Source organism: Xanthobacter autotrophicus ATCC 700552, from assembly GCF_043194565.1.
Taxonomy (GTDB): Bacteria; Pseudomonadota; Alphaproteobacteria; order Rhizobiales; family Xanthobacteraceae; genus Xanthobacter; species Xanthobacter autotrophicus_F.
Genome location: NZ_JBAFVS010000023.1, coordinates 43,147 through 60,658, shown reverse-complemented (window position 1 = coordinate 60,658; position 17,512 = coordinate 43,147). Strand labels below are relative to the sequence as shown.

17 protein-coding genes are annotated in these 17,512 nt (G+C 66.8%); 8 read left to right on the top strand and 9 right to left on the bottom strand.

What is annotated here, in order from left to right:
* Positions 1–116: 116 nt before the first annotated feature.
* Positions 117–344 carry a DUF2274 domain-containing protein gene (locus tag V5F48_RS19805; RefSeq protein ID WP_018390138.1) on the top strand — a complete coding sequence of 76 codons (228 nt, stop codon included), beginning with the start codon at positions 117–119 and terminating at the stop codon, positions 342–344.
* Between the two features lie 204 nt (positions 345–548).
* Complete coding sequence (locus tag V5F48_RS19800) at positions 549–821, top strand: helix-turn-helix transcriptional regulator (RefSeq protein ID WP_394260092.1); 273 nt, start codon at positions 549–551, stop codon at positions 819–821.
* Here V5F48_RS19800 and V5F48_RS19795 read toward each other — a convergent pair.
* From V5F48_RS19795 to V5F48_RS19770, 6 genes are all read right to left on the bottom strand, one after another.
* A complete protein-coding gene (locus V5F48_RS19795; protein ID WP_394260091.1) occupies positions 811–2,067 on the bottom strand; it encodes a tyrosine-type recombinase/integrase in 1,257 nt (418 codons plus the stop codon). The two genes, V5F48_RS19800 and V5F48_RS19795, sit on opposite strands and share 11 nt — an antisense overlap.
* A 318-nt stretch (positions 2,068–2,385) precedes the next feature.
* Entirely contained in the window at positions 2,386–3,975 is a 1,590-nt protein-coding gene (gene guaA / locus V5F48_RS19790) for a glutamine-hydrolyzing GMP synthase (RefSeq protein WP_394260090.1), read from the bottom strand.
* A gap of 113 nt (positions 3,976–4,088) precedes the next feature.
* Positions 4,089–4,313, bottom strand: a complete 225-nt coding sequence (locus V5F48_RS19785; protein ID WP_394260089.1) for a hypothetical protein — start codon at positions 4,311–4,313, stop codon at positions 4,089–4,091.
* A gap of 602 nt (positions 4,314–4,915) precedes the next feature.
* Positions 4,916–6,217 (bottom strand): RsmB/NOP family class I SAM-dependent RNA methyltransferase, encoded by a 1,302-nt coding sequence (locus tag V5F48_RS19780; protein ID WP_394260088.1) that lies wholly within the window; start codon positions 6,215–6,217, stop codon positions 4,916–4,918.
* A gap of 10 nt (positions 6,218–6,227) precedes the next feature.
* Positions 6,228–6,890 (bottom strand): 5'-methylthioadenosine/S-adenosylhomocysteine nucleosidase, encoded by a 663-nt coding sequence (locus V5F48_RS19775; protein ID WP_394260087.1) that lies wholly within the window; start codon positions 6,888–6,890, stop codon positions 6,228–6,230.
* Positions 6,891–6,971: 81 nt separating this feature from the next.
* On the bottom strand, positions 6,972–7,328 hold the full coding sequence (locus V5F48_RS19770; RefSeq protein WP_282638926.1) for a hypothetical protein: 357 nt from the start codon (positions 7,326–7,328) through the stop codon (positions 6,972–6,974).
* A gap of 97 nt (positions 7,329–7,425) precedes the next feature.
* Here V5F48_RS19770 and V5F48_RS19765 point away from each other — a divergent pair, with 97 nt between their 5' ends.
* Positions 7,426–7,914, top strand: a complete 489-nt coding sequence (locus tag V5F48_RS19765; RefSeq protein ID WP_394260086.1) for a low affinity iron permease family protein — start codon at positions 7,426–7,428, stop codon at positions 7,912–7,914.
* Between the two features lie 13 nt (positions 7,915–7,927).
* Here V5F48_RS19765 and V5F48_RS19760 read toward each other — a convergent pair whose 3' ends face one another.
* Together V5F48_RS19760 and V5F48_RS19755 are read right to left on the bottom strand one after the other, a co-directional pair.
* Entirely contained in the window at positions 7,928–9,640 is a 1,713-nt protein-coding gene (locus tag V5F48_RS19760) for an O-linked N-acetylglucosamine transferase, SPINDLY family protein (protein ID WP_394260085.1), read from the bottom strand.
* 227 nt (positions 9,641–9,867) lie between these two features.
* The gene (locus tag V5F48_RS19755) at positions 9,868–11,577 is read right to left on the bottom strand and encodes an O-linked N-acetylglucosamine transferase, SPINDLY family protein (protein ID WP_394260084.1); all 1,710 of its coding nucleotides are present in this window, start codon (positions 11,575–11,577) and stop codon (positions 9,868–9,870) included.
* Positions 11,578–11,744: 167 nt separating this feature from the next.
* Between V5F48_RS19755 and V5F48_RS19750 the strand changes: the two genes are divergently transcribed.
* Entirely contained in the window at positions 11,745–12,275 is a 531-nt protein-coding gene (locus tag V5F48_RS19750) for a gamma carbonic anhydrase family protein (RefSeq protein WP_394260083.1), read from the top strand.
* A gap of 142 nt (positions 12,276–12,417) precedes the next feature.
* Here V5F48_RS19750 and V5F48_RS19745 read toward each other — a convergent pair whose 3' ends face one another.
* Positions 12,418–13,086 carry a transglutaminase-like cysteine peptidase gene (locus V5F48_RS19745; protein ID WP_394260082.1) on the bottom strand — a complete coding sequence of 223 codons (669 nt, stop codon included), beginning with the start codon at positions 13,084–13,086 and terminating at the stop codon, positions 12,418–12,420.
* A gap of 458 nt (positions 13,087–13,544) precedes the next feature.
* Here V5F48_RS19745 and V5F48_RS19740 point away from each other — a divergent pair, with 458 nt between their 5' ends.
* The 4 genes from V5F48_RS19740 to V5F48_RS19725 are packed head-to-tail and all read left to right on the top strand — an operon-like array spanning position 13,545 to position 17,234.
* Positions 13,545–14,144, top strand: a complete 600-nt coding sequence (locus V5F48_RS19740) for a TetR/AcrR family transcriptional regulator (RefSeq protein WP_394109670.1) — start codon at positions 13,545–13,547, stop codon at positions 14,142–14,144.
* Positions 14,141–15,109, top strand: coding sequence for an HlyD family secretion protein (locus tag V5F48_RS19735; protein WP_394260081.1), 969 nt, complete (start codon positions 14,141–14,143; stop codon positions 15,107–15,109). The genes V5F48_RS19740 and V5F48_RS19735 overlap by 4 nt, the downstream gene beginning before the upstream one ends.
* A gap of 26 nt (positions 15,110–15,135) precedes the next feature.
* Complete coding sequence (locus V5F48_RS19730; protein ID WP_394260115.1) at positions 15,136–16,101, top strand: ABC transporter ATP-binding protein; 966 nt, start codon at positions 15,136–15,138, stop codon at positions 16,099–16,101.
* Positions 16,098–17,234 (top strand): ABC transporter permease, encoded by a 1,137-nt coding sequence (locus tag V5F48_RS19725; protein WP_394260080.1) that lies wholly within the window; start codon positions 16,098–16,100, stop codon positions 17,232–17,234. The genes V5F48_RS19730 and V5F48_RS19725 overlap by 4 nt, the downstream gene beginning before the upstream one ends.
* Positions 17,235–17,512 lie beyond the last annotated feature (278 nt).

Genomic DNA, 17,512 nt, shown 5'->3' with positions numbered 1-17,512 from the left:
TATTATGCCGAGCTTGCCAGGCGCGTTTACCGGAAATCTCGGGCTTTGGGGAACGGGCTCGGCATAGTATCCGGCTCGGGATAAGACCTCGTGCTCGAACCATACGGAGCGACGCCATGACCAAGCTGAAGCTCGGCCCGATCGCCGACGACAAGCCGGTGAAGGTCACACTGGAATTGCCCGCCGTCCTTCACCGCGATCTTGCTGCCTATGCCGACGTGCTCGGCCGCGAGAACGGCCATCCGCCAACCGATCCCGTCCGCCTGATCGTGCCGATGCTCGAACGGTTCATCGCGACCGATCGGGCCTTCGCGAAGGCGAGACGTAACGCTGAAAGTACCTGATCGCGTGCGGGTGCGGCCAAAGCAGGTATGACCTTACATTGAGCATTGCCATCGCGACTACGGAAGGCCTGCCAATGGCATTGCGCAAACCATCCGTTTCCTACGCCAACACCGCCGTTTCTACGCTGGCATTCGGCCCGGTATTCCCAACCCTAACGTCTATCGGCTTCTATCGTCCTCAGATTTTAGAACCGAGGAGTCACCATGAATCATCCGCAATCAACCTTGAGCAAACGAACTATTCGCCGAAGCCAACTCCGCGAGATCGTGCCACTTGCCGACACCACAATCTACGACATGGAGCAGCGGGGAGAATTTCCGCAGAGGTTCTATCTGACGTCTCGCTGCGTCGTATGGGATCTGGCGGAAGTCGAAGCCTGGCTAGCGATGCGCCGTCAGGCTTCAAATGCGAAGGCAGTCAAACGCGCACCGTCTCCCGACGTACAACTGAGAAAGACGAGGCCGGTCACACGGTAGGTTCCGGCACCAGCAGATCCATTGACGGCGGATATAGTGTCGGGGTGTATTTCTGTCCGACGACCCAGGCGTCCACAAGGTTCGCCCATTCCTGCATCATGTGACGCCGCTGATGCTCATACTCGGCTTTGTTATAGATACCACGCGACGAACGACCGTCCTCATGGGCGAGGCATTTTTCGATCCAGTCACTGTTGAAACCCAACTCATTGAGAAGCGTCGAGCCGGTTCGCCGAAGATCGTGGACTGTAAACGGCTCCAGCGGCAATCCCTCCTTCTTCGCACGCACCACCACCGCAGTCGTGATTCGATTGAACGTGGCACGCGACATCGGCGCGTTGGATTCGTAACGCGAGGGCAGCAGGTACTTCGAGTTACCCGCGCATGTCTTCAGCGCGATGAGCATGTCGATCGCCTGCTGGGCAAGATAGACGTTGTGCGCCTTCGAGCGCTTCATTCGCTCCTTGGGAATCGACCAGACGGCGTTTTCGAAATCCACCTCGTCCCATGTCGCATCCTGTAGTTCGCTCTTGCGAACCATCGTGAGCAGGATCAGGCGCAGACCGAGTCGTATCGTCGGCAGCGTCGGCACATGGTCGAGCTGCCCGAGCATGACCCGGATCTCCGAGGGCGAGAGCGAGCGATCCTTCGGCACGAAGGTTGCGATCGAGGACGGTCCAACCTCGTCAGCCGGATTGGGTACCTTCTCGCCGTGCAGGATCGCGAAGGAATAGATTAGCTTCACGATGTCACGGACATGAACCGCCGTGGCCGGCGCGCCGCGCTCTTTGACCTTCGCGCACATCGCCCGCAGATCGTTCGGCGCGATCTCCGTCAGCAGTCGATTTCGAAATGTCGGTAGGATGTCGCGCTCGAAGATTGCGCGCCGCATGGCCCTAGTGCTGTCGGCCATCCTCGCCTCTTGCATCCAACGCTCGCCGAACTCGCCGAAGCTCTTGGCTTCCTTGAGGCGACGCTTCTCGCGCTGCTTCTCATGGGCTGGCGAACGACCTTCGCCGATCGCTCGCTTGGCATCGATCAACTTCTCACGCGCCCGCGCCAAGGACAGATCGGTTGGGGCGTACCGTCCGAGCGTCACCGTCTCGCGCCGACCGTTCAAACGATAGTCGTAGCGGAATACGATTTTGCCTGATGGCTGCACCAGGGCATACATACCGTCACGGTCAGCAATTTTGTATAATTTGTCTTTTGGTTTCAGGCTCTTAAGAGCTGCATCCGTCAGCATAACTCCCTCCAAAAATGGACGATTTCCAGGGGAGAGCCTCGAATTATACCGTCAGGCCAAAATCACCATCTCTGAAGCGGATTTAGCGCTTTATTTTCAACGTGATATGGCTAAAAAATATACCGTCAAGGATCTCTTGGCCCTGACGGTATATTGGTTTTGGTGGTCAATCAAGATTCTGCCATACCGTCAGCCATACCGTCATTCTGTTCGCTTGCCCTGCGATAGATGCCGATAGGAGACGAGAGATAGTTATTTTATTTCAATGGCTTGCATCGCACCATAGCGTAGTTTCGGATACGCTCGGATAGGCCTAAATCATTCCCACTCGATGGTTCCCGGGGGCTTGCTGGTGACGTCGTAGACAACGCGATTGACGCCCTTCACCTCGTTGATGATGCGTGTGGCGGTGCGGCCGAGGAAGGCCATGTCGAAGGGGTAGAAGTCGGCGGTCATGCCGTCCACGGAGGTCACCGCGCGCAAGGCGAGGACGTGGTCGTAGGTGCGCCCGTCGCCCATCACGCCCACGGTGCGCACCGGCAGCAGCACGGCGAAGGCCTGCCAGATCACGTCGTAGAGGCCCGCATAGCGGATCTCTTCCAGATAGATGGCGTCGGCCTTGCGCAGGATGTCCAGCTTCTCCCGGGTGATCGCGCCGGGGCAGCGGATGGCAAGGCCCGGGCCGGGGAAGGGGTGGCGGCCCACGAAGCTCTCGGGCAGGCCCAGTTCCCGGCCCAGCGCGCGCACCTCGTCCTTGAACAGGTCGCGCAGGGGCTCCACCAGCTTCATGTTCATGCGTTCGGGCAGACCGCCCACATTGTGGTGGCTCTTGATGGTCACCGAGGGCCCGCCGGCGAAGGAGACGCTCTCGATCACGTCGGGATAGAGCGTGCCCTGGGCGAGGAAATCGGCGCCGCCCACGGTCTTGGCCTCGGCATCGAACACGTCGATGAAGAGCCGGCCGATGGTCTTGCGCTTCGCCTCCGGGTCCTCGATGCCCTCCAGCTCCTTCAGGAACAGGTCGGCGGCATCCACATGAACGAGCGGGATATTGTAGTGGCCGCGGAAGAGCGAAACGACCTCGTCGGCTTCCGCCTGGCGCATCAGGCCGTGGTCCACGAACACGCAGGTGAGCTGGTCGCCGATGGCCTCGTGGATGAGCACCGCCGCAACCGAGGAATCCACGCCGCCGGACAGGCCGCAGATGACGCGGCCGGTGCCCACCTGCTCGCGGATGCGGGCGATGGCGCGCTCGCGGAAGGCGCCCATGGTCCAGGTGCCCTCCAGCCGGGCCACCTTGCGCACGAAATTGGAAAGCAGGCGCGCGCCGTCGGGCGTGTGCACCACTTCCGGGTGGAACATGAGGCCGTAGAAGCGCCTCTCCTCGTCCTCGATGGCGGCGAAGGGGGCATTCGCCGACGTGCCCATCACCTTGAAGCCGGGGGGCAGGGCGGTGATGCGGTCGCCGTGGCTCATCCACACGGTGTGGCCCTCGCCGGGGTGCCACAGGCCATCGAACAGGCCGGATGTGGCCTCCACCTGCAGGGTGGCGCGACCGAATTCGCGGTGGTGGCCGCTTTCCACCTGCCCGCCCAGCTGTTCGGCCATGGTCATCTGGCCGTAGCAGATGCCGAGCACGGGGATGCCGGCCTCGAACACCTCCTGCGGCGCGCGGGGGCTGTCGCCATCCGGGACGGAAGCCGGGCCGCCGGACAGGATGACCGCCTTCGGCTTGAGCCTGCGGAACGCCTCCGCGGCCTTCTGGAACGGCACCACCTCGGAATAGACGCCCTCCTCACGCACGCGCCGGGCGATGAGCTGGGTCACCTGGCTGCCGAAATCGATGATGAGAATGGTGTCCTGGGCTGCAGTATCCTGGGCGGCAGTATCCTGGGCGGGAGCGGACATGAAGGGGCACCTTGCGCGCGAAGGAGGAAATGTTGCGCCCTCCTTTAGCGGCAAAGCGGCCATTTAAAAAGTCAAGGCCGGCGCAGGTCCGCCTTGCGCCGGGCGAGGTCTGCTCACAGCCCCGTCCAGTATGGCTCGCAGCCGGCCGGCGGCGTGGTGGCGGTGGCGCCGTGGCGGCGCTTCAGTTCGGCGCAGCTGAAGGCGCGGGCATCGGCGGGAAGGCGGGAATTGATGGCGGTGCCGATCTCGTCATAGGGCTCGCCGGAGGCGTAGACGTAGAAGGCCCAGTAGCCGCCGACGAGGACGACCACGAGGAGCAGCAGTCGGATGAGACCCATGGTGCGACGCCTTCTCCTTGGCCCGTGCGCGTCACGGGCAAGACGGGAACGCCGGAGCTGCGGTGAAGGTTCACGCCTGGGCGGTGCGGGGAGGCGGGTGGCCAGAGGGTGGAGAGGGGAGTGCACAGGGCGAGCATGAAGAAGAGCGGGACGGCAGTGATGAGGCCGCAAAAGACTGCGCCCGCGCAAATGGCCGTATCGAAATCCAATTTCCGGAACTCTTCCGGCGTCGCGTAAGAGATATCCTCCCCGAGGTTGTACGGCGGACCCTTTTCATATTCGGTTTTTTGTTCTGTCAGGAACTTGCGTTCCGTCATGAATATCGCGCGCCAGCACCAGAAGGTTGTTACTGGAAGGCTCCAGATCAACGCGAATCCCCAGATCCTTGTGCCGGTCTTTTGATCGAAGACCCAGCCGGGACAATAGGTTCGCGAGGAGTCGACCCAAGTCAGTATGCCGATCTCGGTGCCGAGGATCAGGAGGCATCCCAGCGCCGCCAGCCGCGTTACCTTCAGCTGGAATTTCGGCGTCAGGCCGGGAAACGGGTTCCAGTCTTCGCTGTAGCTCGGCATGGCATGCCTCCGCGGGGCTCTGAACCCGCCTCACCCCGCGCGCTTCATCACGCTCACGAAGAAGCCGTCCGTGCCGGTGCGGCGGGGGGTCATCAGGATGCCCTCGCGGCTGGTGAGGGCGGCGTCCGCGAGGGCCTGCCCGTGTGCGCCGAGGGACAGCACCGTCTCGTTGGGCGGCACCACATGGAAATCCTCCCGCTTGGAGAGCAGGGCACGCACCTGCGCGCCGTTCTCCTCGTCCAGCAGGGAGCAGGTGACATAGGCGAGCCGCCCGCCGGGGCGCACATAATGGGCGGCCTCTTCCAGGATCTTGGCCTGCTCGGCGGTGCGCTGGGCCAGCGCGCCGGGGCGCACCCGCCATTTGGCGTCGGGATTACGGCGCCAGGTGCCGGTGCCGGTGCAGGGGGCGTCCACCAGCACGAGGTCCATGTGGCCTTCCAGATCGTGGAGCACGTCCTCGGCGCCGCGCGGGCTTCTCACCTGCACGTTGCGCACGCCGGCGCGGGCGAGGCGCTCATGCATGGGCTTTAGGCGGCGGATGTCGCTGTCGTGGGCGTAGAGCTGGCCCTTGTTGTCCATGAGGGCGGCAAATTCCAGGGTCTTGCCGCCGGCGCCGGCACACAGGTCCAGCACCTGGGATCCGGGCACCGGACGGGCGAGGATGGCGGCGAGCTGCGAGCCCTCGTCCTGCACCTCCACCTCGCCCCGCAGGAAGGCGGGCTCGGCGGAGACGGGCGGGGCCTTGCCCTCGGAATCCAGCAGGATGCGCAGGGCGAGCGGCGAAAAGCGGCCCGGCGCCGGGTTGAGATGGGAGAGTTCGGCGCGCACCGCCTCCGGCTCGCCCTTCAGGGTGTTGACGCGCAGGTCCAGCGGCGCGCGGGTGGCGAGCGCCGCGCCTTCCGCCACCACGTCCTCGCCGAAGACGTGGCGCAAGGAGGCGTGGAGCCATTGGGGATAGTCGCCGCGCACGAAGGGCGGTGCACCCTTGATGCTCGGGTCGGCGAGACGGGCGCGCTCGTCCTCGCTCAAGGGCGCCGGGGCGAAGCGGGAGCCGTCCGCCAGCGCCGCGATGGCCTCGCCGTCCAGCGCGCGCATGAGCACGAGCATGCCCAGCACCAGCGCCCGCGGCTCCTCCGATCCCATCACATGGGCGGCGGAGGCGCGCCGGCGCAGGGTGTCGTAGACGATGCCGGCGATGGCGGCACGGTCGCCGGAGCCGGCGAAGCGGTGGGAGAGGCCCCAGTCCTTCAGGGCATCGGCGGCGGGCCGGCGGCGGGTGATGAGGTCGGCGAGGACCTCGATGGCGGCGGAGATACGGGCGGCGGGGGTCATTTTCTATCCGTCAGGGGCGCGCGGGGGCGGGCTGAAGGCCTTCCGCCTCCAGCTGCCGGGCGAAGAGGTCGAGGGCCAAGCCCAGCTTCTCGTCGATCACATGGAGATATTCGGTCCAGTCGCCGTAGCCGGTCAGATCGGCCTTGCCGTCGCTGATGCCGCGCAGGCCGATCAGGGGCAGGCCATGGCGCCGCGCGGCGCGCAGCACGGCGAAGCTCTCCATGTCCACCATGTCCTCGGCGATGGCATCATAGGCCGCGCCCGAGATGATGGCGCCGCCGGTGGACAGCGAGGCTTCCGGCACGCCCTTGATGCGGTGGGAAAGCTCGATCACCGCCGGCTCGTCGAGGAAAGGGGTGCGCCCCTTCTCGAAGCCCAGCGCCGAGGCATCCATGTCGCGATAGGCGACCCGTGCCACCTGGTAGACCTCCGCATGGTCGAGCCGGCGGGAGCCCGCCGAGCCCAGGGTGAAGACGAGGTCCGGCAGAAGGTCCCGATGGGCGAGGATGGCGAGCGCCCGCGCGGTCTCCACCGCCGCCTCCACCGGCCCCACTCCGGTGATGAGGGGGGTGATGCGGGACTTCAGGTGGGGGCCGTATTCCTGGCTGGTGGCCATCACGAACAGGATGGAACGGCCGCCGATGGAAGACAGGTGGCGGGCGGGGTCGGTCATCAAAGGTCACCTGAGGCGCAAGGCTGGAGCATAAAGTCCAACTCCTCGACCGGCCGGCTTCGCCTGTCAACCGCCGTGCAATCAGATGCTCAGCAGGATGGCGAAGGCGAACAGGCCCCACATGAGCGCCAGCACCGCAAGGCTCGCCAGGTCGAAGCTGACCCCGAAATTCATGCGCCCCCGCGCCGCGGCGGACAGCAGGTGCGGGAAGGCGGAGATGATGCGCAGCAGCACGAACACCCAGGCCAGCACCACGAACGCCACGTCCGCCTTGCGGGTGTACAGGGCCAGCGTGGTCAGGGTGTAGAACAGCACCGCCGCAAGCCCGGCGCGCAGGCCGTCGGCCGTCACCTCGGTGGATTTGATCGCGCGCAGCAGCACCGCGAGCACCAGTGCCACATGCACGAAAAGGGGAAGAAGGATCATCTGCACCGTCATGGGGGTCTCCGTCGCGGGACGCGCAAGCTCAAGCGTCACCAAGAACGGGAACCGCTGCCGTGGCCTTTCGTTCCCTCCAAGGTGTGGAGGAGATGTTATGGGTGCACAGGCATCGATGAAGGAGCTGCGGCGCCGGGTGGAGGAAGGCCGCGCCCCGCGCCCCCTGTTCACCCGTTTCTCCCAGATGGCGGCCCGCTATACCGGCAAGCCCGCCACCTTCATCGGTGCCATGGCGATCATCGTGGCGTGGGGGATGACGGGGCCGCTGTTCGGCTTCAACGACACCTGGCAGCTGGTCATCAATACCTCCACCTCCATCGTCACCTTCCTCATGGTGTTCCTGATCCAGAACAGCCAGAACCGGGATACGGCGGCGCTCCAGATCAAGCTCGACGAACTGATCGCGCGCCTCGACGGGCCGCGCGAAATACTGCTCGATCTGGAGGATCTGGACGAGGAGACGCTGGAGCGCCTGCGCCTCGAATACGCCCTGCTGGCGGACAAGGCGCGCGCGAGCCAGGATTCCGGCGCCGGGCCGGAGGTGGCAGCCCCTTCGCCGGCCGATCCGGCTGGCGCGAAGGCCTGAGCACACCACGCGATCAGCCGCGGGGCAGCGGCTCCACGGCGAAGGCCTCGGGCGACAGGCCGGCGCGGAAGCGGGCCACCATGGTCTCGAAGGCCCGTTCCATGTGGCGGGCATAGCGGTCGATGTCGAACAGGGGCGAGGTGGCGCGGGCGGCCGCAAGGCGCGCGCGGGCCTCCGCCAGGGCGGCGGGATCATGCGCGAGGGCCACGGCCTTGGCCACGAAGCCGTCCACGTCGGTGGTGACGAAGTCCGCCAGATTCATCTGCGTCATGATGCTGGCGGCGACCCGCGACGCGAAGGAGCGGCCGGTGCGGGTCACCATGGGCAGGCCCATGCGCAGCATGTCGCTGGCCGTGGTGTGGGCGGTATAGGGGAAGGTATCGAGGAAGAGGTCCGCCAGCGGCAGGCGCGCGAAATGGTCTTTCAGCGGAACCATGGGCGCGAACACGAGGCGGGCGGGATCGAGGCCCCGCGCCTCAGCCTCCCGGCGCAGGTTGTCGGCGCTGTTCTCCCGGCTTTCCAGCACCCACAGGACCGAGCCGGGCACCGCCTTGAGGATGCGGGTATAGGCGGAGAAGACCTCCGGATCGAGTTTCCAGGCGGAATTGAAGGCGCAGAACACGAAGGCGTCGTCCGGCAGGCCGCAATCGGCCCGGGTCGGGCGCTCGCCCACCGGCAGGTCGGGGTCGTTGGGCTGGTAGCAGTCCGGCAGATGGACGATCTTTTCGGTGAAGTAGGCGGCATCCGCGAACGGCACCACCACCGGGTCCGCGATCACATAGTCCATGAAGGGCGCCCCGCTGGTGCCCGGATAGCCGAGGAAGTTCACCTGCACCGGTGCCGGATGGTCGGCGAAGGCGGCAAGGCATTCGCCGCTGGTGTGGCCCATGAGATCGACGAATACGTCGATGCCGAGGGCGGCGACTTCCTCGGCAATGGCCGAGGGAGAGGCCTTCTCCCGGTCGAGGAAATGGTCCACCGCGTCGATGATGCTCTGGCGCTGGGGGGAGCCGTCATTGAAGCTCACCGATATGGCGGTCACCTCGAACCGGCTGCGATCATGCCGGGCCAGGAGCTTCGAGATGAGGAAAGTGGTGGCGTGGGTGCGGAAGTCCGCCGACAGATAGGCGATGCGGATCGGCCCCGAGGCGGTGCGCCGGGCGGAATGGTCGAAGACGCGCGGGCGGGCCGGCATCTTCTCTTCCGCCACCTTGCGCCGGGCGGTGGCGAGGTGCAGGGCGGGGTCGTCCGCATAGAGGGTGGCGAAGGGCAGGGCCGGCACGTCCGGCAGCACAGCGCCGCGCTTCAGGCTGTCGTACAGGCGGTCATGGCCGCGCCAGTCCCAGATCGCGCGCCGGGCCGGCAGCAGCAGGTTGGCGGCCAGCGGCAGGCTGGGGTCGAGGTCGAACGCCCGGTCCATGGCGGCGAGGGAGTCCGCGGCCTGCTCCAGCGCCCCGTAGGCGAGGGAGAGGTTGTGCCAGGCCTTGGCGTCGTCCGGCCGGCGCGCCAGCACCTTCTTGTACAGCTCGATGGCCTCGGCTTCCCGGCTCTGGCGGGCGCGGACGATGCCCAAAAGGTGCACCACGTCCATCTGGTCCGGCGCCGCCCGCAGGATCTTGCGGTAGTGCCGGGCCGCGTCATCGTACTGGCCGCGCAGCTGATGCTGGTAGCCGTCGTACAGCAGCTTCTGGAGCGCGGGCGACAGGGGAGGTGGTGTCGTTGGCATGGCTGCGTGCGGTTGAACCTAGAGCATTTCCCCGTTTCACTGAATCGGGGAAATGCTCTAGATTATTGAGTTGACGCGTTTTCTTTACGCGAACCGGTATCCACTTCGCTCGAAAACGCTCTAGAGCGCGATCCGAGCAAATTGCGATGCAATCGGATCGGATCGGATAACGCGTGCTCTTGGCGCCCGCCTCTAGCATGGGGATGGCCGAGGCGATAGCGCCGCGCTCAGGCGCCGGACCCCTCGGCAGGGGATGGCGCCACGGCCATATGGTCCGGCGCGGCGCCGGCCATGGCGCGCTCCATCATGGCCAGATAGGCCGCTTCGATCTGCGCGCGGTAGCGCTGGATGTCGAACAGGCGGGTCCGCGCCGTGCCCTCCTCAAGGCGCGTGCGGATGGCGGCAAGCCGGTCCTTGTCCCGGGCGAGGGACAGGGCCAGCGTCTCGTAGGCCTCCGCACTGTCGGTGACCAGATCGCCCAGACCGGACAATTGCATCAGGCGGCCCGCCACCTTCGAGGCGAACGAGCGGCCGGTCCGCGTCACCAGCGGCAGCCCCACCCGGAGCGCGTCGGAGGCGGTGGTGTGGGCGGTATAGGGAAAGGTGTCGAGGAACAGGTCCGCCAACGCCATGCGGGCGAGGTGCTCCGGCAACGGACGATGGGGCGCGAAGACCAGCCGGTCGGGCACTATGCCGGCGGCCTCGGCCTCGCGCCTCAGATTGGCACGCGCTTCCTCGCCGGCGAGCAGCCACAGCATGCTGTCGGGAACCTGGGCGAGGAGGCGCATCCAGAGGGCGAAGGTCGCCGGATCGAGCTTGCGCGCATTGTTGAAGGCGCAGAACACGAAGCCGCTGTCCGGCAGGCCGCATTCGGCCCGGCTGGGGCGCGCGGCGATGGCGAGGGTCGGGTCGTTGGGCTGGTAGGTATCGGGAAGGTGGACCACCTTCTCGCTGAAGAAGCGGGCGTCGTCCAACGGCAGGACGAAGGGGTCGGCGATCACATAGTCCATGAAATCGGCGCCGCTGGTGCCGGGATAGCCGAGATAGCTCACCTGCACCGGCGCGGCGCGGCCGGCGAAGATCTCCATGCGGTTGCCGTTGGTGTGGCCCATCACATCCACCAGGATGTCGATGCCGAGGCGGCGGGCGCGTTCGGCAGTTTCGGCCGGTTGGTCGCGCTCGCAGTCGATGAAGCGGTCGACGCTCGCCTCGACCCGCTTGCGGGCAGGGGAGGCGTCATTCGGTCCGATGGAGAAGGCGGTGATCTCGAACTTCGAACGGTCATGCACCTCCAGCAGCCGGACCAGAAGATGCGTGGTCGGGTGGTTGCGGAAATCGGCCGACAGATAGCCGATGCGCACCCGGCCATCCGCGCGGTCGCGGGCGGGCAGGGGCTTCGGAACGATGCCGGCGCAGCGGCGGCGGACGGTCCGGCGCGCGGCGGCGAGCTGGAGCGCGGGGTCGTCCTGCCACAAGGTGAAGAAGGGCGGGATCTCCGGCTGGGCGGGGTCTGCGGCGCGGGCGATGGCCGCCAGAAGTCGGGCGTCGTCCCGCCAGTCGCAGACCGAGCGGCGCGCCGAGAACAGCATGCCCACCCCCTCGGGGAGGGACGGATCCAGCGCGAGGGCGCGGGCGAAGGCGTCGGCGCCCTCGCCGTTGCGCTCGACGGAGGTGTAGGCGAGGCCGAGATTGTACCAGAGCTTGGCGTCCTGCGGCTTGAGCACGGCGGCGGCGCGATAGAGGGCGATGGCCTCGTCGGTGCGGTGCTGGCGCGACCTCACCATGGCCAGAAGGTGCATGACGTCGGGGTGATCCGGCACCTTCTTCAGGATCTTGCGATACTGGCGGGCCGCATCGTCCAGAAGGCCGCGCACCTGGGCCTGATAGCCGTCCTGCAGCAGGCGGGTCTGGTCGGGGGAAAGCGGGGGGATCGACACGCAGGGCTTCGGAAGGTTGGGACCGGAGAAGGTTGGGACCGGAGAAGGTTGGGACCGGACACGGGGCTGCGCCGGCATGGCGCCCGCGTGATGTGTTTCGACGCTAGCACGCAGGCCGGGGCCGGTATAGTGACGCAGCCGGACCCTGTACCGGACCGGAGATCGCCATGCCCATCTATGCCCTCGACGGTGTCGCGCCCACACTGCCCGCCTCGGGACATTACTGGATCGCGCCCGACGCCGTGATCATCGGCAACGTGACCCTCAAGGAAGGCGCGAGCGTGTGGTTTGGCTGCGTGCTGCGCGGCGACAACGAACCCATCGTGGTGGGGGAGGGGTCCAACATCCAGGAAAACTGCGTCCTCCACACCGACCCCGGCTTTCCGCTCACCCTCGGCACCAACGTGACCGTGGGCCATATGGCGACCCTGCACGGCTGCATCGTCGGCGACGGCAGCCTCATCGGCATGGGCGCCACGGTGCTGAACGGGGCGAACATCGCGGCAAGCTGTCTGGTCGGCTCGAAGGCGCTGGTCACCGAGGGCAAGGCGTTCGAGCCCTTCTCCCTCATCGTCGGTGCGCCGGCCAAGGTGGCGCGGCAGATCGACGAGGCGACGGCGGCCCGCCTTGTCGGCACCGCCGAGCACTACCAGCACAATTGGCAGCGCTACGCCAAGGGCCTCAAGCGCATCGACTGAGCGGGCGCGGCGCCCGAAAGGGAAACGGGCCGGAACCGCGGCGTCGGTTCCGGCCCGTCTTGCCGCCGTGGCGTGGCCGAAGCCGCGTGGGCGGAAGCTTGAAGCGTCACAGATTCAGGCGTCGCCCTGCGATGCTCCGGGATCAGCGCCCGGTGCCGACCACCGGCGGCACGCGGGTCTCGCCCAGGGACACCCAGGTGGCGGGATCGGCCTGGGACTGGCGCTTCACGTAGCGGTATCCGGTATCCTTCCAGGCGCGGATATCGGTTTCCTGATTGTCGAGGATGAGGTCGCCCTTGTCGGTCATCACCGTGAGTACGGCATGGCCGTCGCCCTCGCGGTCGCGGACCACGGTGACGAGCAGGACGGAACTGGGCCAGCCGAGATTGACGAGGCGGCGACGCTTTTCCAGCACATAGTCTTCGCAATCGCCGCGGCCGTCGTCGGGATAGGACCAGCGCTCGGTCTCGCCGAAATGATCAAGGTCGGTCTCGGGCTGGATCGCGTCATTCACGCTGCGGTTGATGCGGTCCAGCTCGGCGGTGCGCTGGGTGTCGAGCTTCATCATGGTGACGCCGGAACCCGCCGCCTCGCAATCGTGGGCATGCTCGGTGCAGAAACGCACATAGCCGGTGGGCGCGGTGGTGACGCGGCCGTCCGCGAGATGCCTTGGGGCGAAGGATGAGTTGAGATTGGCGAAGCGTGTGGTCTGTGCCCTCTGCTCTTGAGCACCGGCGGCGCTCACGCCGGCGCACAGGAGCACCACGGCGAGGGCCGACAGGAGGCGGGGAGACGAGATGCGCTTCGACATGGCGGGAAATCCGACCCGGTTAATGAAATGATAATGCCCGAAGCCCGCCGCATTTGCGCCGTCAACCTTCTATTAACCTTAATGACTATGGTTATGTGATACCGATATACGGTGCGGCGTTTTGTCGGGCCGCTCGGTCGGGCGGGCGCGCCGGCTCTGGTCGGATGCCGTTCGATTTTGGGCCCAGCGGTCCCGGCGACTCGCTGAAAGCCCCATTTTCTCAATCAAATAGCGCGAGGATTCCGATCCGGGCGGACGGTGCGGGCCTCGTCCTGGCGAACCGGTTCCCTGCGAAAAGTCCACGGTGGAGACTGTTGGAGCGTGCGCTCGCTCATGTTAATGACTGACGGGTCAGTCAGTGAAAGTTAACGCGTGTGGCGCAAACGCCGAAACAGGAGCCGCAATCCGCGGCGCAGTCGGGCCAGCCGCCCGAGGCGCGCCGGCGCCGGGCCGCGCCCATGGACAAGGCCGAACGCCGCCGCGCCATTCTGGCGGCCGCGCTTACGGTTTTCGCCCGCCACGGCTTTGCCGGCACCCGCCTCGATGACGTGGCCCGCCAGGCCGGTGTGGCCAAGGGCACGCTCTATCTGCATTTCGCCGACAAGGAGGCGCTGTTCCGCGGCCTCGTGGAGCAGAATATCGCCCCCATTCTGGCTGACGCGGATGCGGCCATCGCCCGGTTTCCCGGCACGACCCGCGACCTCATCGACCTGCTCGTCGCGATCCTGATCGAGCGGGTCATCGGCACCCCGGCCGAGGGCCTGGTCCGGCTCATGATTGCCGAGGGGCCGCGGTTTCCCGAGCTTGCCGCCTATTACCACCGCGAGGTGGTCTCCCGGGGCCTTGCCATCGTGCGCACGATCGCCGAGCGCGGGCTTGATCGCGGCGAGATCACCTCCGACCTCGCGGTGCGCTTTCCCCAACTCGTCATTTCGCCTGCCGTCGTGGCCGTGGTCTGGAACGGCATGTTCGGCAGCTTCGACCCGCTCGACGTCAGGGCGTTCCTCATGGCCCACCGCGACCTGCTGCTGCGCGGGCTCGGATGGAGAGACACGTGACCCCCCATCGACTGTCCCGCCTGCTGCTGCTCGCCGTCGTCGCGACGCTCGGCCTCGCCGCCTGCGCCGCCCAAACCGGCGACAGCTTTTCCGGCTATGTGGAAGGCGATCTCGTCTTCATCGGGCCAACCGAGCCCGGGCGCGTGAGCGCGCTTGCGGTGGATGAGGGCCGCGTGGTGAAGCCCGGCGACGTGGTCGCCCGGGTGGAGGACGATCTGCAGGTCGCTGATCGTGACGCGGCCGCCGCCCAGTTGAAGGAGGCCGAGGCGCGGCTCGCCAATGCGCGCTCCCCGCTGCAGCGGCCCGAGGAAATCGCGGTGCTCCAGGCCTCCGAGCAGCGCGCCACCGCCGCCCTCGACCAGTCCCGCCTCGATCTGGAACGCCAGAAGGCGCTGGTGCCGAAGGGCGCTTCCTCCCAGGCCAACCTCGATGCGGCCCAGCACCAGTACGACCAGAACCGGGCGGCCCTCGACGAGGCGCACAAGCGCATCGCCGCCGCCGGCATCGCCGCCCGCACCCAGGACATCGAGGCGGCCGAGCAGGCGGTTTCCGCCGCCCGCGCCAACCTCGCCGCGGCGCAGGTGCGGCTCGACCGGCGCACCCTGAAGGCGCCCACCGACGGCACGGTGCAGACCGTCTATTACCGCGTCGGCGAGCTGGTGCCGGAGGGCCGGCCGGTGGTGTCCATCCTGCCGCCGGGCCTGGTGAAGGTGCGCTTCTTCGTGCCGGAACAGGTGCTGCCGAAAGTCGCCCTCGGCGCCAGCGTCACCGTCACCTGCGACGGCTGCCCGACCACCACGGCGAAGGTCTTCTTCATCTCGGCACAGGCGGAATACACCCCGCCGGTCATCTACAGCCGGGAGGAGCGCTCCAAGCTGGTCTATCTGGTGGAGGCGCGGCCCGACGACCCCGCGAAAGCCCGGCCGGGCCAGCCGGTGAACGTGTCTCTGGGGGCTGCGCCGTGACCGCGACAGGGGAGGCCGCACCGCCCGTGCCCGCCCGCGTCGCACCGGAAGTGGCGATCGAGGTGGAAAACCTCTGCAAGAGCTTCGGCGGCCGCCGGGTGGTGGACAATCTCTCCATGCGCGTCATGCGCGGGCAGATCTACGGCTTCCTCGGTCCCAACGGTTCGGGCAAGACCACCACCATCCGCATGCTGTGCGGGCTGCTGACGCCGGATTCCGGCCGCGGCACCTGCCTCGGCATGGATATCCTCACCCAGGCCCGGCGCATCCGCGAGCATGTGGGCTACATGACGCAGCGCTTCTCGCTCTACCAGGACCTTTCGGTCCGCGAGAACCTGGAGTTCGTGGCCCGCGTCTACGGCGTTCCCGAGCCGGAGCAGGCGGCAACCGACGCGCTGAAGCGGCTCGGTCTGGAGGGGCGCGGCAAGCAATTGGCCGGCGCCCTCTCCGGCGGCTGGAAGCAGCGCCTGGCGCTTGGCGCCTGCATCCTGCCCGGCCCCGACCTGCTGCTGCTGGACGAGCCCACCGCCGGCGTCGATCCCAAGGCGCGGCGCGAATTCTGGGCGCAGATCCACGACCTCGCGGCGGAAGGGCTCACCGTGCTGGTCTCCACCCATTACATGGACGAGGCGGAGCGCTGCCACGAGATCGCTTACATCGCCTACGGCCAGTTGCTGGCCCAGGGCACGGTGCAGAGCGTGATCGCCGCGGCGGGCCTCGCCACGGTCACCATCGAGATCGCCGGGGCGGCGGGCCACGAGGCCGGGCTTCTCGTCACCCACCTCGCCCGCGAGCTGGCCGCCCTCGAGGGGGTGGAGATGGTGGCGCCCTTCGGCACCGCGCTGCATGTGTCGGGGCGCGATCGGTTGGCGCTGGAGGCGGCGCTTGCCCCCTACCGCAGCGATGCGCGCCTCGTCATCCGCGCCGATGCCCCGACGCTGGAGGACGTGTTCATCGATCTCATGAGCCGGTCGAAGGACGAACTGCGATGAGGGCTCTCAAAGCCACCGCCGGCTTCCTGCGGCGCGTCGGCGCCATGATCGTGAAGGAGTTCATCCAGCTGCGGCGCGATCGGGTGACCTTCGCCACCATGATCATGATCCCGCTGCTGCAGCTGATCCTGTTCGGCTACGCCATCAACACCACGCCACGCCACCTGCCCACGGCGGTCTTCGCCCACGAGAACACGGACGCGAGCCGCGCCATCCTCGCCGGGTTGCGCAACACCGCCTTCTTCGCCTTCGTGAAGGAGGCCGGCAGCGCGGAGGAGGCGGAGCACATGCTCCGCGCCGGCGAGGTGCTGTTCTTCGTGGAGATCCCCGCCGGCTTCGAGCGGGCGCTGCGGCGGGGGGACCAGCCGCAGCTGCTGGTGGCGGCGGATGCCACCGACCCGGTGGGCTCGGCCAATGCGCTGGCCGCGCTGGCGGGCGTGGTGAGCTCGGCTTTGGTGCGCGAGCGGTTCGTGGATGCCGCAGGCGCCATGCCGTTCGAGATCGTCCAGCACCGGCGCTACAACCCGGCCGGCACCAGCCAGCTCAACATCGTGCCCGGCCTGCTCGGCACCATCCTCACCATGACCATGCTGATCTATACCGCCCTGTCGGTGACCCGCGAGACCGAGCGCGGCACCATGGAGAGCCTCCTGTCCATGCCGATCCACCCGGTGGAGATCATGCTGGGCAAGATCATCCCCTATGTGCTGGTGGGCATCGTGCAGGCCATCCTGATTCTCGGCTCCGGCATGGTGCTGTTCGGGGTGCCGCTGGAAGGCAGCCCAATTTTCCTCGCGGCGGCCACCCTGCTCTTCATCACCGCGAACCTGTCAGTCGGCTATACTTTCTCCACCCTGGCGCAGAACCAGCTCCAGGCGGTGCAGATGTCCTTCATGTTCTTCCTGCCCTCGATTCTCCTGTCGGGCTTCATGTTCCCGTTCTCGGGCATGCCCTTGTGGGCACAATGGATCGGCGAGGCGCTGCCGCTCACCCACTACCTGCGGATGGTGCGGGGCATCCTGCTGAAGGGATCAGGGTTTGCGGACCTCAGGGTGGATGCCGCTGCGCTGGTGGCGCTCATGCTGCTGGCCATGGGTATTGCCGTTGCGAGATTCCGCCAGACCTTGGACTAAATGACATGCGGCATCTCGACGCTAAATCGCCGCAATTCACGCGGCGTTCTTTGTGGAAATGTTCGCATCTGGAGACACGGGCCGCAGGCCGTTCAACCAAGCTGCGCTGGTCTTTGCGAGGGATCGAGATGACGCGCCCGCGCCGGCGCTGATCGCCGGCGCGGGCAAAATTGCGACGGCCCGTCGCAGCGCGCCTGACTAGAGCTTCTTTGATATGGGTCAAGGTGAAAATGGGTCCTAGGGCGATGGTGCCAGCCGAGGTCCCCGGTGCAATCTTT

Excerpts from the sequence above, each read along its gene's own strand:
- V5F48_RS19760 (WP_394260085.1), bottom strand. The coding sequence starts at position 9,640 with ATGCCAACGACACCACCTCCCCTGTCGCCCGCGCTCCAGAAGCTGCTG.
- V5F48_RS19785 (WP_394260089.1), bottom strand. The coding sequence starts at position 4,313 with ATGGGTCTCATCCGACTGCTGCTCCTCGTGGTCGTCCTCGTCGGCGGC.
- V5F48_RS19780 (WP_394260088.1), bottom strand. The coding sequence starts at position 6,217 with ATGACCCCCGCCGCCCGTATCTCCGCCGCCATCGAGGTCCTCGCCGAC.
- V5F48_RS19740 (WP_394109670.1), top strand. The coding sequence starts at position 13,545 with ATGGACAAGGCCGAACGCCGCCGCGCCATTCTGGCGGCCGCGCTTACG.
- V5F48_RS19725 (WP_394260080.1), top strand. The coding sequence starts at position 16,098 with ATGAGGGCTCTCAAAGCCACCGCCGGCTTCCTGCGGCGCGTCGGCGCC.
- V5F48_RS19765 (WP_394260086.1), top strand. The coding sequence starts at position 7,426 with ATGGGTGCACAGGCATCGATGAAGGAGCTGCGGCGCCGGGTGGAGGAA.
- V5F48_RS19745 (WP_394260082.1), bottom strand. The coding sequence starts at position 13,086 with ATGTCGAAGCGCATCTCGTCTCCCCGCCTCCTGTCGGCCCTCGCCGTG.
- V5F48_RS19750 (WP_394260083.1), top strand. The coding sequence starts at position 11,745 with ATGCCCATCTATGCCCTCGACGGTGTCGCGCCCACACTGCCCGCCTCG.
- guaA (WP_394260090.1), bottom strand. The coding sequence starts at position 3,975 with ATGTCCGCTCCCGCCCAGGATACTGCCGCCCAGGATACTGCAGCCCAG.
- V5F48_RS19775 (WP_394260087.1), bottom strand. The coding sequence starts at position 6,890 with ATGACCGACCCCGCCCGCCACCTGTCTTCCATCGGCGGCCGTTCCATC.
- V5F48_RS19795 (WP_394260091.1), bottom strand. The coding sequence starts at position 2,067 with ATGCTGACGGATGCAGCTCTTAAGAGCCTGAAACCAAAAGACAAATTA.
- V5F48_RS19800 (WP_394260092.1), top strand. The coding sequence starts at position 549 with ATGAATCATCCGCAATCAACCTTGAGCAAACGAACTATTCGCCGAAGC.
- V5F48_RS19770 (WP_282638926.1), bottom strand. The coding sequence starts at position 7,328 with ATGACGGTGCAGATGATCCTTCTTCCCCTTTTCGTGCATGTGGCACTG.
- V5F48_RS19805 (WP_018390138.1), top strand. The coding sequence starts at position 117 with ATGACCAAGCTGAAGCTCGGCCCGATCGCCGACGACAAGCCGGTGAAG.